The organism is Pseudoalteromonas sp. US3C1013 (assembly GCF_048401115.1).
GTDB lineage: Bacteria > Pseudomonadota > Gammaproteobacteria > Enterobacterales > Alteromonadaceae > Pseudoalteromonas > Pseudoalteromonas undina.
This window is the reverse complement of the sequence record NZ_CP183075.1, coordinates 2,083,658-2,098,611: the sequence shown is the minus strand read 5'-3', so window position 1 is coordinate 2,098,611 and position 14,954 is coordinate 2,083,658. Positions and strand designations below refer to the sequence as shown.

Sequence of the window (14,954 nt, the reverse complement as noted above, 5' to 3'; positions counted from 1 at the left end):
ACTAAAAGCGGGTCGTTAACGCCACATAGTCAGGGTGTTCATTGAGCAGTTGTTGATGTGAACCTTGAGCGATGATTTGTCCGCTATCTAACCAGATGACACTATCCATTTGCGATAATAACGCTGGATCATGAGTAATTGTTAAAACACTGGCATGCTCTTTCAGCTGTAAAACACTGTTCATAACAGCTTGTTTAGAGATATTATCGAGCCCTTCAGTCGGTTCATCGAGTACTAAAATGGCGGGTTTTTGCAGCAGGGCCTGTGCCAAGGCTATACGTCTTGATTGACCTTGAGACACATTTCGCCCGCCGGTACCTAAACGGGTTTTCAGCCCTTGTTTGAGCTCAGAGAACCAACCACCAAGTTCTGCCTGTGTTAATGCTGCTATCATTTGTTGCGAGGTTGCATCGGGAGCTGCATAAGCAAGGTTTTCGCTTAATGTGCCATCAAAAATATGATGCTGCTGAGCTAAAATATTTAATGTCTTTGCACGACTCTCATTATTTAAATCATGCAGGCTTATGATTTCTTTGTCGCTTTGTAAGTTTATTGTTCCTTGCTGCAGTGGCCATAAACTACTGAGCAAATTCACTAAGGTAGTTTTACCACTGCCGCTTCTACCAACAATAGCCACTTTTTGCTTCGCGGGGAGCTCAAAACTCACATTATTTAATGCCTGCTTTTGGCCATAGTGATAGCTGACATTATTTAACGACAAAGCCCAGTGCTTATTTAATAGCTCAATATCTGTGGTTGATACATTGTTTGTGCTAAGCGTTTTGTCTTCAAGAATAAAGAGTCGCTCAGCTGCTTTTAGTACATTAGGAAGCTCAATAAAGGCGTTAGGCAGTAACAATACGCTTTCAAAACTGGCAAGCACAAACAGGCTCAACATCGCCAGCTCTACATTGACCATAGCACCGCTAAACACTAGCGGCACAATAGTAACAATGCTGGAAAGCATAGCTAATTGCACTATGAGTAAGCTTAAGCCATCAGCGTTGCCAAGAGCCTTATGACGAATAAATAATTGCTGATTATACTGCTCACTTAACAGATCACACTTAGTGAGTTGTTGGTTTCGAGCTTGATAAATATTTAGTTCTCTAAGGCCCGTAAGAGTGTCTGACAGCTCTGCTCTAAGTTGTGCACTAAGTAAGGTTTCTTGGTGACTATTTTTATCTAATTGCTTACTTAATATTGCCGGTATAATCACCCCAATAATAATAATCCCAACAAAAAAAATAAGGGCGACATTTACATTGTAGGCTGACATAAACAGCATAATAATAGGCACAGTCAGCAAAGCTACTAACATCGGCAGCAACACATTTAAATAAAACTTATCTAATGCGTCTACATCGTTTTGTAAGCGATTAACTAAATCGGCACTGCGGCTCATAGCTAAATCAAGGTTATTAAGCTTGCTGAGTGTGGCGAACATGTTTACTCGTATTTCACTTAACAATAAAAATGTGGCGTTGTGAGTAACTAAGCGTTCAGCGTAACGTGAGGCGGTGCGCACAATCGCTAAAAAGCGGATGGTGCCAGCTGGGGTAAAGTAGTTCATATGGACGCCGGCAATTCCTGCGGCTGCCATAGAAGCTAAAAACCAGCCTGAAATAGCGAGTAAGCCTACATTAGCTAGCACCGTGAGTGACGCTAGAAACGTCCCTAAAAGCATCGCTTTATAATGAGGGCGGCACAATTTGAGTAAACGAATAAAATTAGCCATTAGTTACCCCTTGTTTTGCTGTTTTTAGCAGCTTTGCAAATTCGCCAGATTGCTGGCTGAGCGCTTTAAAATCGCCTTGTTGAACGATGCAGCCGTTTTCCATAACGATAAGTTGCTTAGCATTTTTTACTGTATTTAAGCGATGTGCGATGGTGATCACCAAGTGGTTTTTTGCATACTCAGCAATAGCGTTTTGAATGAGTTGCTCGGTTTGACTATCTAAATGAGCGGTTGGCTCATCGAGCATTAGAATAGGGGCGTGTTTTAAAAATGCACGAGCTAATGCTATACGCTGTTTTTGCCCGCCAGATAGCCCTTCACCTTGCTCACCTATTAAGGTGTTAAAGCCATCGGGTAGCTCGTTAATAAATTCCAGCGCACCTGCTTGCTCTGCAGCATGTACAAGTGCTTCATATGAAGCGTCTGGGTTACCTAATTTTATGTTGGCGGCTAGGGTGTCGTAAAATAAGGTTGGCTTTTGTGGGATCCATGCAATGTTTTGTTGTAATTGGCTTATATCCGCGGTTGTCAATGGTTGTTGGTCAATGGATATATGTTGTATTACTTCTGGGTGAAAACCAAGCATGCAATCAAGTAGGGTGCTCTTACCTGAGCCGCTAGCTCCGACAATGGCTACTAGTCCTGTGCTTGGCAGGGTTAAATTAATATTATTTATTCCCTCATTGCTATTAGGGTAACTAAAGTTGAGCTCATGGATGCTTATAGTTCTACTAGCATTAACATTGATCTTTGCTGTGTGGCTATCATCATTTTCGGGCAGTGGTGCATTTAAAATAATCAACATATCTGCAGCAGCACTAATTCCCTGCAGGCGTGCATGGTAATGGCTGCCTAATTGGCGAAGGGGTAAATAAAATTCAGGTGCTAGTAACAGCACTACAAAGCCAGTAGCAAAATCTAGGGTGCCAAAAAATAATCTAAAGCCAATAATTACCGCTACCAGTGCCACACTAATTGTGGCTAAAAACTCCAGAGCAAAAGAGGATAAAAAAGCAATTTTTAACACGTTTAGCGTTGCGTGTCTAAAGTCATCGGAAATACGCGCGATTTGTTTGAGTTCTTTGCGTGTGGCATTAAATAGTTTTAGTTGAGTAAGCCCTTGTACGCGGTCAAAAAAATAGTTTCCTAGTACTGCCAGTTGTTGCCAACGTTTTTGATTAAGTGCCTCGGCTTTGTGGCCAACTAGAATCATAAAAAAGGGAATAAGTGGCGCGGTTAATAAAAATATTAATCCTGCTTTGTAATCGGTCGGAAATATAACCACTAATATTGCAATAGGAATAAGGGCACTGTAGGCAACCCCAGGTAAGTACTTTGCATAGTAGTCATGGAGTGCTTCTACGCCATTGTGCAGCGTGTTGAGCGTTGCACCTTGGCCATGTTGCTCTATATAACTTGGGCCGAGTTGTGTGAGTTTATCGAGTAAGGTTTGGCGAATAGCCGATTTAATTTTAAGCGTAGCAAATGCGCTTAATCGCTCGCTGAGTGCTAAGAAAATGGCACGCAGTAAAATAATACCCGCTAAAGGCCATAAATAGTGGGTTACTTGGGCTAAACTATGCCCTTCAAACATCACCTCATGAATGGTTTGCGCGAGTAAGTAAGCTCCTGCAATCATTAAAATTGCATTAACTGTTCCAAGTGCAATGCTTAGCTTTAACCACATTGCCGCCGGTTTACTCTGCTGCTTTAAAAAAGCGCGCAGGGGTTGTTGCTGCGCGCGATTTGGTCGGGGATTAGTCGTCATTGTGATTTGTATTATGCTCGTTTAATAAATCATGGGTGGCTTGTTCATCATCAGCAATGCTGTTTTTATTTTGATGAAATTCATACCACATCACGTTTATAACGCCTAAGGTACAAGCAAGCAGTACACCTAAAATCCACGCGAAATACCACATAATTTAGTCTCCTTAATAACTGCCGTGAGGGTTATTTTCAATTTCATCAACGGTCACTCTGCGCCACATTTTCACATAACACCAGGTGGTGTAGGCTAAAATGAGTGGCACAAATATAACCACAGCAATGAACATAACATTGAGTGTTCTGTGGCTCGATACCGCATCCCAAATTGTTAAGCTAATATCAGGGTTATTGCTTGAAGGCATAATAAACGGAAATAATGAAACGCCCGCAGTCATAATCACCCCAATTAACATCACACTGGTTGCTAATAATCCCAAAGCGGGCTTATTCAATTTAGAAAACAGGAGTGCACACAGTGCCATCGCAAATGCCAAAATAGGGAAGGTCATTGTCCATGGACGTTCACTGTAGTTATTAAGCCATGCGCCTTGAGCCGTGGTAACTACTTTTGCCAATGGATCTGCATGACCTTGGGTGTCGCCCATAGAGGCAATTTGATAACCTGTTAGGTTGGCAACCCACACACCGGCCGCTGCAAATAATACTATAAAGGCAAGTAATGAGTAGCGACCATATTGTCCTGAGCGCTCAGCAACTTGATCAGCGGTTCGCAATTGTAGCCACATTCCCGCGTGTGCAATTAACATGGTAATACTAACTAAGCCGGCAATGAGCGCAAACGGATTAAGTAAGGCAAAAAACGACCCTTGATAACTAACTCTCAATAAATTATCGATATGAAACGGTACACCCAAAAACAAGTTACCAAACGCTACACCAAATACCAGCGCAGGTATGGCACTACCGGCAAACAAGCCCCAGTCCCAGTTATTACGCCAGCGTTTAGAGTCAACCTTAGAGCGATAATCAAAACCTAAAGGTCTAAAAAATAATGCAAATAACACCAGCATCATGGCAAAGTAAAAACCAGAAAATGCTGCCGCATACACCATAGGCCATGCTGCAAATAAAGCGCCACCTGCGGTTATAAACCATACTTGGTTACCATCCCAATGGGCGCCAATAGTGTTAATAACGGTACGGCGTTCAGAATCTGTTTTGCCGACTAAGCGTAGCAACATGGCAACGCCCATATCCATACCATCGGTAATGGCGAAACCAATTAACAGCACACCAATAATTAACCACCAGAGCATTTTTAATGTTTCATAATCAAAAATCATGATAGTTCTCCTTTAGCAGCCGAGCTGTGATCAGGTAATTCAAAATGGTACTTACCGGTATGAAGGGAGCTTGGTCCTTGCTTAATAAATTTAATCATTAACCATGCTTCAACAATCGCCAATCCAGTATAGAAAACAATAAAACCAGTTAAGCTAATTAAAATATCATTTACCGTCAGCGATGACGTTGCTAAAAAGGTCGGTAACACTTCAGAAATAGCCCATGGCTGGCGGCCATATTCAGCCACAATCCAACCAAACTCGATGGCAATCCAAGGCAGAGGAATGCTTAATACTGCGGCCCACAACAACCAACGTTTTTGTTCAATAATACGATGGGCGTTGTAATAAAAAGCAAGGATAAATACGCCAAGCATGATCACGCCACAGCCAACCATAATCCTAAATGACCAAAACATAGGACCCACTTTAGGGAAGGAGTCTTTAACGGCTTGTTGTATTTGTGCCTCACTGGCATCTGCTACATTAGGGGTATAACGTTTAAGTAATAAGCCATAGCCTAAATCATCTTTCACGTTATCAAACTTTTCGATATTTTCAGGGGTATCGTCACCTGCGCGAAGTTTTTCTAGATATTCATAAGCAATCATGCCATTGCGAATACGCTTCTCGTGTTTTTTCTCAAGATCTGAAATACCAATCACTTGTTCATCAAGTGAGCGCGTTGCAATAATACCTAATGCGTAAGGAATTTTAACCGCAGCATGAGTTACTTGCTCTTCAGAGTCAGGAATACCTAGCATGGTAAAAGCTGCGGGGGCTTCTTCGGTATGCCATTCAGCTTCAATGGTGGCGAGTTTTACTTTTTGTACTTCACCGACTTCGTAGCCAGATTCATCACCGAGTAAAATAACACATAAAATAGAGGCTAAACCAAAGCCTGATGCCACCGAGAACGAACGTTTAGCAAATGCCAAATCACGTCCTTTTAATATGTACCAGCTACTAATCCCAAGCACAAACATAGACGCCGCAACATAACCTGCAGACACAGTATGAATAAACTTAACTTGCGCTACAGGGTTAAATACTAGCTCTGCAAAACTAGTCATTTCCATACGCATGGTTTGATAGTTAAACTCTGCCCCGACTGGGTTTTGCATCCACGCATTAGCAACTAAAATCCATAGCGCAGACATATTAGTGCCCAGCGCCATTAAAAATGTTACCCCTAAATGCTGGCGTTTAGAGAGCCTGTCCCAACCTAAAAAGAACATCCCCACAAAGGTTGATTCTAAAAAGAAGGCCATTAAGCCTTCAATAGCCAGTGGTGCACCAAATACATCACCCACATAATGAGAGTAATACGACCAGTTAGTACCAAACTCAAATTCCATGGTGAGGCCGGTAGCCACACCAATAGCAAAGTTAATACCAAATAACTTGCCCCAAAACTTAGTCATATCGCGATAAATCTCGCGACCGGTCATAACATAAACCGATTCCATAATAACTAAAATCCAGGTCATACCGATTGTTAACGGCACAAATAAAAAATGAAATAGAGCGGTGACAGCAAACTGTAATCGCGATAGATCCACAAAGGTTTCATCTATCATTTTTGGCTCCTTTGGTTGTGATGCAGTGACAGCACAAAGCAATTGTTAATGTTCTTAATAAACTTTCAGTAATTTCTGAAAGTTTGCATCATTATTGGCGTTTGTACAAATTTTGTCAATATATATATTAGAAAACTTTAATATACTATGACATTACATCAGTCTATAAAATACGCAATCATCAATTAAGAGTAAGCTAGAAAAAAGTGGTGCGTTTTAAGCGTTTAACCTAGCCTTAAAACACGGTAAACTAATCGGTATGAACGCCGGGTTTACTTGTGAAAAAATAGCAAATGAAAAAAGATAAAAAACAACTACGAATTGGTATTGTGGCAGGTGAACTGTCGGGCGATATTTTAGGTGAAGGGCTGATAAAAGCGCTTAAAGCGCATTTTCCTGATGCAATCTTTGAAGGTATTGCAGGTCCTAAAATGCAAGCTCAAGGCTGCAAAACGCTGTTTGATATGGATGAACTGTCGGTTATGGGGTTGGTTGAAGTCCTTGGCCGTTTACCGCGCTTGCTAAAAATTCGCAAGCAGTTAGTACAGCACTTTATTGATAATCCTCCTGATGTGTTTATAGGCATTGACGCGCCCGATTTTAATTTACGTGTAGAAAAACCGTTAAAAGATGCGGGTATTAAAACTGTGCAATACGTTAGCCCTTCAGTGTGGGCGTGGCGTGAAAAACGCATTCACACTATAAGTGCAGCCACTAACTTAGTATTGGCTTTATTGCCTTTTGAAAAAGAATTTTACGACAAGCACCAAGTACCGTGTACTTTTGTAGGCCACACATTAGCCGACGACATTGCACTTGAGCACGATGATAGCCAAGCCCGCAGCCAATTAGGCTTAAGTGCTGATGACAAGGTGTTAGCGTTATTACCCGGGAGCCGGGGCTCAGAAGTGGGCTTGTTAAGTGAAACTTACATAGAAACAGCGGCTCAGTTGCAAGCACAGAACCCAGCGCTTAAAGTCGTTGTGCCACTGGTGAACGAAAAGCGCAAAGCGCAGTTTATTGCTATTTTAAATGCCACAGCCCCCTCACTTAATGTTAACTTACTGGATGGGCAATCAAATTTAGCCATGCAAGCCGCCGATGCCATATTACTGGCATCAGGTACGGCAACGCTTGAGGGCATGTTATATAAAAAACCAATGGTGGTTGGTTATAAAATTAAACCCATGAGTTATTGGATTTTTAAAACCTTATTTACCTTTAATATTAAATATTTTTCGTTACCTAATTTATTAGCAGACGAAGAGTTAGTGCCAGAGTTTTTGCAAAGCGAGTGTAATGTCGCTAATTTAACAGCAGCACTTACCCCTATGCTAAATAGTGACAATAAAGAATTAAAAGCCCGCTTTTTAGCCATACATGAAAAAATTAGATTAGATGCAAGTAAACAAGCTGCAAATGCAGTGGCGGAGTTAATAAATGCAAATTGAACGACCTAATGTAACCCTAATTGCCGGTGTAGATGAAGTGGGTCGTGGACCGCTGGTGGGCGACGTGGTTACTGCCGCTGTTATTTTAAATCCCAATAAGCCAATCGCAGGCTTGGCCGATTCTAAAAAATTAACGGATAAAAAACGTCAATTATTAGCCACTGAAATAAAAGAAAAAGCACTGTGTTACGCCATTGGCCGTTGTAGTCCAAGCGAAATAGATGAGCTAAATATATTACAAGCCACTATGCTTGCTATGAGCCGCGCAGTGGAAGCACTTAGTACCGTGCCTGAATTTGTGTTTGTAGATGGTAACCGCCTACCTAAATTAGCTATGCCCGCCCAAGCGGTGGTGAAAGGCGATAGCTTAGTCGCTGAAATCTCAGCCGCATCTATTTTAGCAAAAGTGGCTCGTGATGATGAAATGATTGAACTTGATGCGCGCTATCCACAGTATGGGTTTGCAGGGCATAAAGGGTATCCAACTAAAGCACACTTTGCAGCGCTTGAGCAATACGGCGCTATAGATGAGCATCGTAAGAGCTTTAAACCGGTGCAGCGTGTGCTTGCGCTTTCGGGTAAGGAGTAATTATGCCAACTCCTGATTTTGTTCACTTACGAGTGCACTCAGACTTTTCGATGGTTGATGGTTTGGCAAAAACCAAACCAATAGTCGCTAAAGCACAAGAGCTTGAAATGCCAGCGCTGGCAATTACCGATCAAATGAACTTTTGTGGTTTAGTGCGTTTTTATGGCGCAGCGCATAACGCAGGTATCAAGCCACTTGTTGGTGCTGATTTTTGGGTACGTAGCCCAGAATTCCCTGATGAGCCAAGCCGAATAACGTTATTAGCTAAAGATAACACTGGCTATAAAAATATTACTTTATTGATTTCTAAAGCTTACCAACGTGGTCATGTGTTTCATCGTCCAGTTATTGACCGTGAATGGTTAGTTGATTTAAAAGAGGGGCTCATCATACTCTCGGGTGCTAAAGATGGCGATTTAGGAAAAGCATTAATAAAAGGCAACCCCGCTATTGTTGAGTCGGTGGTAAGCTTTTATAAGCAGCACTTTAGCGATCATTATTATATTGAGCTTATTCGCACCAACCGTGCTCAAGAAGAAAATTATTTGCATATGGCAGTGGAGCTTGCAACCACAGAGCAACTGCCAGTGGTGGCTACCAATGAAGTGGTATTTTTAAAGCCAGAAAACTTTGAAGCCCATGAAATTCGGGTGGCTATTTTTGATGGTTATACCCTAGATGATAAACGCCGACCAAAGCGTTTTTCACAAGAGCAATACCTAAAAACGCCAGAGCAAATGGCAGAGCTATTTAGTGATATTCCAGAGGCGTTACAAAATACCGTAGAAATCGCAAAGCGCTGTAATGTAACCGTTCAATTAGGTGAGTATTTCCTACCAGATTACCCTACAGGCTCATTAAAAATTGATGAGTTTTTGGTTAAAGTCTCACAAGATGGACTTGAAGAACGACTGCAATTTTTATTTCCTGATGAACAAGAGCGCCAAGAAAAACGCGGCGAATACGATGAGCGCTTAAAGATAGAGCTCGATGTAATTAACCAAATGGGATTTCCTGGTTACTTCTTGATCGTAATGGAGTTTATTCAATGGAGTAAAGATAACAATATTCCTGTAGGTCCAGGGCGTGGTTCAGGTGCGGGCTCCTTAGTAGCTTATGCGCTTAAAATTACCGACCTTGATCCACTAGAGTTCGATTTACTCTTTGAGCGCTTCTTGAATCCAGAACGTGTTTCTATGCCCGACTTTGACGTCGATTTTTGTATGGATAGACGTGATGAAGTAATTGATCATGTATCGGCCTTGTATGGCCGTGATGCGGTATCGCAAATTATTACTTTTGGTACTATGGCGGCCAAGGCGGTTATACGCGATGTTGGCCGGGTACTTGGTCATCCTTATGGATTTGTTGATCGTATTTCTAAGCTTATTCCGGGCGATCCGGGAATGACCTTAGCCAAAGCGTTTGAAGTTGAACCTCGTTTGCAAGAAGCCTACGACGGCGATGAAGAAGTTAAAGACTTAATCGACATGTGTCGTATTCTTGAGGGCTGTACCCGTAATGCCGGTAAACACGCAGGGGGCGTTGTAATATCGCCGACCACAATTACCGATTTTGCTGCGCTCTATTGTGATGATGAAGGCAAGTTTCCGGTTACTCAGTTTGATAAAAACGATGTAGAAACCGCCGGTTTGGTTAAGTTTGACTTTTTAGGCTTACGTACGCTGACCATCTTACAGTGGGCAGTGGATATGACCAACGAGCGCTTAAAGCGTGAAGGCAAACAGCCGGTTGATATCAACACCATTCCACTGAATGATAAAAAAAGTATCGAACTACTGCTGCGCGCTGAAACCACCGCAGTATTCCAGCTAGAATCACGCGGCATGAAAGACCTAGTTCGCCGATTAAAGCCCGATTGCTTCGAAGATATGATAGCCCTTGTTGCTTTGTTCCGTCCAGGTCCACTGCAATCAGGCATGGTAGATAACTTCATCGACCGAAAGCTCGGCAGAGAAGAAATTTCATACCCCGATGCGCAATATCAACACGAAAGTTTAAAGCCGATTCTTGAGCCGACTTACGGCATTATTTTATATCAAGAACAAGTTATGCAAATAGCGCAGGTGCTGGCCGGTTATACACTAGGCGGCGCCGATATGTTACGTCGTGCCATGGGTAAGAAAAAGCCCGAAGAAATGGCAAAACAGCGCTCAACCTTTGAAGAGGGCGCGCGTAATAATGGCATTGATGGCGAGCTTGCAATAAAAATATTCGACTTGGTTGAAAAGTTCGCGGGTTATGGTTTTAACAAATCTCACTCAGCAGCTTATGCATTGGTATCGTATCAAACGCTGTGGATGAAAACCCATTATCCGGCCGAGTTTATGGCTGCGGTAATGTCGGCCGATATGGATAACACCGACAAAATAGTAACGCTGGTGGATGAGTGTGAAAACATGAAACTCACTTTGTTACCGCCCGATGTAAACGCCGGTGAATACAAGTTTACTGTTAATCTTCAAGGTGAAGTTGTTTACGGTATAGGAGCAATTAAAGGCGTGGGTGAGGCTCCCGTTGATGCCATATTAGAAGCGCGAGCAAAAGGCGGTCCATTTAAGGACCTATTTGATTTTTGTGCACGTGTTGATTTAAAACGCTTAAATAAACGTGTCACCGAAAAATTAATTTATGCAGGTGCATTGGATCAGCTAGGACCAGAAAAAAATCAACCAGGGCGAGCAACGCTGCTGGCAAGTTTAAAAGATGCAATGCGCGCAGCCGATCAACACAACAAAGCTGAGCTGTTAGGGCAAAGTGACTTGTTTGGTTTACTGGCCACAGAGCCTGACGAAGTAGAGCAAGCGTTTATTAAAGCCACACCACTTACAGATAATCAGTGGCTTGATGGCGAAAAAGATACCTTAGGCCTTTATTTAACTGGCCATCCTATAAACCAGTATCGACGAGAGCTTGGGCATTACACCTCAGGCCGACTCATTGATTTGCAGCCCACTAACCGTGATGTAGTCTCAACTGGGGCGGGCTTGGTGATTGCCGCGAGAACCTTAATTAATAAAAAAGGAAATCGCTGGGGCTTGATAACTTTAGATGACAAAAGCGCCCGAATTGATGTACGCTTGTTTCCAGAACAGTTTGAAATGTACCAAGATATGTTGCAAATCAATAATATTTTGGTGATATCCGGACAGGTCAGCTTTGATAACTTCTCTGGTGGTATTACAATGACCGCCAGAGAAATAAACACCATTGCTCAGGCGCGTGAAAAGCGTATAAAAGCGATTAAGATGACGCTGAATATGGTGCAGATCGAGGCTGGTTTCTTCGATAAATTACAAAAAGTACTCGAACCATACAAAATGGGAACGTGTCCGATCAAGGTATATTATCAACGCCCCGATGCGTTGGTGCAATTAACCCTAGGGATCGAATGGTGTGTTACGCCAAGTGACGACTTAATTCATAAGTTATCGCTGATGGCAGCGCAAAATGTAGAACTAGAATTTAACTAATTAGGTAGTTTAGAGCATGAGCCTCAATTATCTTGATTTTGAGCTTCCAATCGCAGAATTAGAAGCAAAAATTGAAGAATTACAAAATGTAAGCCGCGCTGGCGAATTAGACCTTGGATTAGAAGAGGAAGTCAGCAAACTTAAAGAAAAGAGCGCACAAATGAAGGAGAAAATTTTCTCTGAACTTGGTGCTTGGCAAGTATCACAGCTAGCACGTCATCCGCTGCGTCCTTATACTCGAGATTATATCGAGCGTATTTTTACGGAATTTGACGAGTTTGCGGGTGATCGTACGTTTGCTAACGACCCTGCAATTTTAGGCGGCGTTGCTCGTTTAGATGGTGAACCTGTTATGGTGATCGGTCAGCAAAAAGGCCGTGGTACTGCTGAAAAAATTAAACGTAATTTTGGCATGCCAAAACCAGAAGGTTACCGTAAAGCATTGCGCTTAATGGAAATGGCTGAGCGTTTTAAAATGCCAATCATGACCTTTATCGACACCCCAGGTGCATACCCAGGTGTTGGCGCAGAAGAGCGTGGTCAGTCTGAAGCAATTGCACGTAACCTAAAAGTAATGGCCGCACTAAAAGTACCTACAATTTGTACTGTTATTGGTGAAGGTGGTTCAGGTGGTGCATTAGCGATTGGTGTTGGCGACAGAGTAAACATGCTGCAATACAGCACTTACTCAGTTATTTCACCAGAAGGCTGTGCCTCTATCTTATGGAAAAGTGCTGATAAAGCGCCACTTGCAGCAGAAGCAATGGGTGTAACAGCCGAGCGCGTTAAAGAGCTAGATTTAATCAACAACCTAGTTGATGAGCCGCTAGGTGGTGCACACCGTAATTATGATGCCATGGCACGTAATTTAAAAGTTCGCCTTAAGCGCGATTTAGCAGACTTACAAGCGTTATCGCTTGAAGAGATGCTTGATCAACGTTACAAGCGTTTAATGTCGTTTGGTTATTGCTAAACATAGCTAAACATAGCTAAACATAGCCAAATATAGAAAAAAGCCGCCTATGCGGCTTTTTTTGTTTTAAAATACCGTAACGTAGAGCCTTTTTTATTCGGGTTATTAGCAATTCACTCATTGGTTATAATAATGCACACATCACATATTTATCTGCAGGTACAAAAAGCCCTCAATCATTATATAGAAAACGGGCAATTCACATTTACTGTAGCCTTATCTGGTGGCGTAGATTCGGTGGTGTTGTTGCAGATAATGCATGGGTTAAAACAGCAGTACCCACAATTAAATTTAAGTGCAATTTATGTAAATCATGGCTTAAGTGATAACGCCCATCACTGGCAGCAATTTTGCCAAGCACGTTGTGAGCAACTTTCAATTGATTTTAAAGCGGCACACGTCATTATTAAGCAGCAATCGCGCACCAGTATTGAAGCGCAGGCTCGCGAAGCTCGTTATCAAGCGCTTGATGAATATAGCCCAAGTGATAGTGTCATTTTGTTAGGCCAGCATTTAAACGACCAAGTAGAGACATTTTTACTTCGTTTAAAGCGCGGCTCAGGCTTAAAAGGGCTCGGCGCTATGCAGCAAACTCGCGTGCTTGAAAGTGGCCGTGAGTGCTATAGGCCATTATTGGCGGTAAAACGCAGCGAGATAGAAGCGTTTGCCCAGCAATTTAATATTAGCCATATTACCGATGAATCCAACGCCAATGAGCGCTTTGATCGTAATTTTTTGCGCCAGCAAATAGTGCCTAAGTTGGCAGAGCGTTTTACTGGGTTTGAGCAGTGTACAGCACGAAGTATTGAATTATTGCAGCAGCAACAAACACTGCTTGATGAATATACCCAGCAAGATCTCGCACAGTGTCTTAACCAACATCAGGCGCTTAATATACAAAATATGACTCATTACAGCGCTATTCGTATTGCGAATCTTCTGCGCGCATGGCTGGCTCTATTTACCCATACCATGCCTTCGCAAAAACAGTTAATGCAAATAATGAGTCAGGCTATTCATGCGCAAGCTGATGCGCAAATGGTTATTGAGCTAAGTGGTGGGCAAATACGCCGCCATCAAGGTTATCTGTATTTTGTGCAACCGACGCCATTAGCCGTTAATATTGAACGGGTAACAAGTCACGAACTAGTGCTTAATGACGGAAAAATACTACAATGTTTGCAAGGGGTGGGTGTACGCGCGCCTAAAACTGATGAAAAAGTTAGTGTGCGCTTTGACTGCAATAGTGCGCGTATTAAACCACTCAAAAAACCAGGTAGTAATACGCTTAAACATTGGTTTAAAGATGCAAAAGTAGCGCCTTGGCTCCGTGCTGATATTCCATTAATTTTTTACAATGATGAGCTAGTGCAAGTGGTTGGTTATTTTGTTAGTGATAACCATAAAGATGAAAATGGTGTTATTTGGGAGTATAAATCATGAGTCAACAACCCCATGTTGGGCTGTCGCTTATCAATAAGGCACCCATTGGCATATTAATTACGCTATTGATTGCGGTTTTATCGGATGCAAAAGTAGCGCCTTGGCTCCGTGCTGATATTCCATTAATTTTTTACAATGATGAGCTAGTGCAAGTGGTTGGTTATTTTGTTAGTGATAACCATAAAGATGAAAATGGTGTTATTTGGGAGTATAAATCATGAGTCAACAACCCCATGTTGGGCTGTCGCTTATCAATAAGGCACCCATTGGCATATTAATTACGCTATTGATTGCGGTTTTATCGAATGTATTTTTAACCCTTAATATTACTACCCTCGGCTACGCTGTATTGGGTGGTATGGTATGTGCCGCCATTTTACTTGCCTACTGGTTGGGTAAAGGGGGCGTGTTTTTCATTTTAGGAGTGAGTACGCCTTTACTGTTGGTGCTTTTTACACCGCTTGCAACAATTGCGGCATTACTTAATTTACTCAGTGGCTTCTTTTTTGGTTTTTGCACCATGCTACTAATTTACAAATACTTTATATTAAAAAAGTAGCGTAAAAAAGCCCAGCGGGGGAGGCTGGGCTTTTCAAATATTATGTTCTTTTA

At 42.2% G+C, this 14,954-nt stretch carries 12 protein-coding genes; 7 read left to right on the top strand and 5 right to left on the bottom strand.

Annotated features, from left to right (window positions below):
- Position 1: 1 nt before the first annotated feature.
- From cydC to ACNSN2_RS09780, 5 genes are read right to left on the bottom strand one after another with little or no spacing between them, the layout of a single operon-like run.
- Positions 2-1,738, bottom strand: a complete 1,737-nt coding sequence (gene cydC, locus ACNSN2_RS09800) for a thiol reductant ABC exporter subunit CydC (RefSeq protein ID WP_418607205.1) — start codon at positions 1,736-1,738, stop codon at positions 2-4.
- On the bottom strand, positions 1,731-3,506 hold the full coding sequence (cydD, locus tag ACNSN2_RS09795; RefSeq protein WP_418607203.1) for a thiol reductant ABC exporter subunit CydD: 1,776 nt from the start codon (positions 3,504-3,506) through the stop codon (positions 1,731-1,733). Before cydD ends, cydC begins: the two co-directional genes overlap by 8 nt.
- Complete coding sequence (cydX, locus tag ACNSN2_RS09790; protein ID WP_008110965.1) at positions 3,496-3,660, bottom strand: cytochrome bd-I oxidase subunit CydX; 165 nt, start codon at positions 3,658-3,660, stop codon at positions 3,496-3,498. Before cydX ends, cydD begins: the two co-directional genes overlap by 11 nt.
- A 12-nt stretch (positions 3,661-3,672) precedes the next feature.
- Positions 3,673-4,812 carry a cytochrome d ubiquinol oxidase subunit II gene (gene cydB / locus ACNSN2_RS09785; protein ID WP_008110962.1) on the bottom strand — a complete coding sequence of 380 codons (1,140 nt, stop codon included), beginning with the start codon at positions 4,810-4,812 and terminating at the stop codon, positions 3,673-3,675.
- Positions 4,809-6,392 carry a cytochrome ubiquinol oxidase subunit I gene (locus ACNSN2_RS09780; protein WP_010388142.1) on the bottom strand — a complete coding sequence of 528 codons (1,584 nt, stop codon included), beginning with the start codon at positions 6,390-6,392 and terminating at the stop codon, positions 4,809-4,811. The genes cydB and ACNSN2_RS09780 overlap by 4 nt, the downstream gene beginning before the upstream one ends.
- Before the next feature lie 293 nt (positions 6,393-6,685).
- Between ACNSN2_RS09780 and lpxB the strand changes: the two genes are divergently transcribed.
- The 7 genes from lpxB (at position 6,686) to ACNSN2_RS09745 (ending at position 14,901) form a co-directional block, all read left to right on the top strand.
- Positions 6,686-7,843: a lipid-A-disaccharide synthase gene (gene lpxB / locus ACNSN2_RS09775; protein ID WP_418607200.1), complete on the top strand. Its 1,158-nt coding sequence runs from the start codon at positions 6,686-6,688 to the stop codon at positions 7,841-7,843.
- Positions 7,833-8,432, top strand: a complete 600-nt coding sequence (gene rnhB / locus ACNSN2_RS09770; protein ID WP_010388148.1) for a ribonuclease HII — start codon at positions 7,833-7,835, stop codon at positions 8,430-8,432. The genes lpxB and rnhB overlap by 11 nt, the downstream gene beginning before the upstream one ends.
- 2 nt (positions 8,433-8,434) lie before the next feature.
- A complete protein-coding gene (dnaE, locus tag ACNSN2_RS09765; protein WP_055012774.1) occupies positions 8,435-11,926 on the top strand; it encodes a DNA polymerase III subunit alpha in 3,492 nt (1,163 codons plus the stop codon).
- 16 nt (positions 11,927-11,942) lie between these two features.
- Positions 11,943-12,899: an acetyl-CoA carboxylase carboxyl transferase subunit alpha gene (accA, locus tag ACNSN2_RS09760; protein WP_008110950.1), complete on the top strand. Its 957-nt coding sequence runs from the start codon at positions 11,943-11,945 to the stop codon at positions 12,897-12,899.
- 132 nt (positions 12,900-13,031) lie between these two features.
- Positions 13,032-14,342 carry a tRNA lysidine(34) synthetase TilS gene (gene tilS / locus ACNSN2_RS09755; RefSeq protein ID WP_418607196.1) on the top strand — a complete coding sequence of 437 codons (1,311 nt, stop codon included), beginning with the start codon at positions 13,032-13,034 and terminating at the stop codon, positions 14,340-14,342.
- A complete protein-coding gene (tilS, locus tag ACNSN2_RS09750) occupies positions 14,339-14,563 on the top strand; it encodes a tRNA lysidine(34) synthetase TilS (protein WP_418607194.1) in 225 nt (74 codons plus the stop codon). Before tilS (ACNSN2_RS09755) ends, tilS (ACNSN2_RS09750) begins: the two co-directional genes overlap by 4 nt.
- Positions 14,560-14,901: a hypothetical protein gene (locus tag ACNSN2_RS09745; RefSeq protein ID WP_054202423.1), complete on the top strand. Its 342-nt coding sequence runs from the start codon at positions 14,560-14,562 to the stop codon at positions 14,899-14,901. The genes tilS (ACNSN2_RS09750) and ACNSN2_RS09745 overlap by 4 nt, the downstream gene beginning before the upstream one ends.
- Positions 14,902-14,954: the final 53 nt, after the last annotated feature.

Coding starts and splice junctions, on each gene's coding strand:
- cydD (WP_418607203.1), bottom strand. CDS start 3,506: ATGACGACTAATCCCCGACCAAATCGCGCGCAGCAACAACCCCTGCGC.
- dnaE (WP_055012774.1), top strand. CDS start 8,435: ATGCCAACTCCTGATTTTGTTCACTTACGAGTGCACTCAGACTTTTCG.
- cydX (WP_008110965.1), bottom strand. CDS start 3,660: ATGTGGTATTTCGCGTGGATTTTAGGTGTACTGCTTGCTTGTACCTTA.
- tilS (WP_418607194.1), top strand. CDS start 14,339: ATGAGTCAACAACCCCATGTTGGGCTGTCGCTTATCAATAAGGCACCC.
- lpxB (WP_418607200.1), top strand. CDS start 6,686: ATGAAAAAAGATAAAAAACAACTACGAATTGGTATTGTGGCAGGTGAA.
- accA (WP_008110950.1), top strand. CDS start 11,943: ATGAGCCTCAATTATCTTGATTTTGAGCTTCCAATCGCAGAATTAGAA.
- cydB (WP_008110962.1), bottom strand. CDS start 4,812: ATGATTTTTGATTATGAAACATTAAAAATGCTCTGGTGGTTAATTATT.
- rnhB (WP_010388148.1), top strand. CDS start 7,833: ATGCAAATTGAACGACCTAATGTAACCCTAATTGCCGGTGTAGATGAA.
- ACNSN2_RS09745 (WP_054202423.1), top strand. CDS start 14,560: ATGAGTCAACAACCCCATGTTGGGCTGTCGCTTATCAATAAGGCACCC.
- cydC (WP_418607205.1), bottom strand. CDS start 1,738: ATGGCTAATTTTATTCGTTTACTCAAATTGTGCCGCCCTCATTATAAA.
- ACNSN2_RS09780 (WP_010388142.1), bottom strand. CDS start 6,392: ATGATAGATGAAACCTTTGTGGATCTATCGCGATTACAGTTTGCTGTC.
- tilS (WP_418607196.1), top strand. CDS start 13,032: ATGCACACATCACATATTTATCTGCAGGTACAAAAAGCCCTCAATCAT.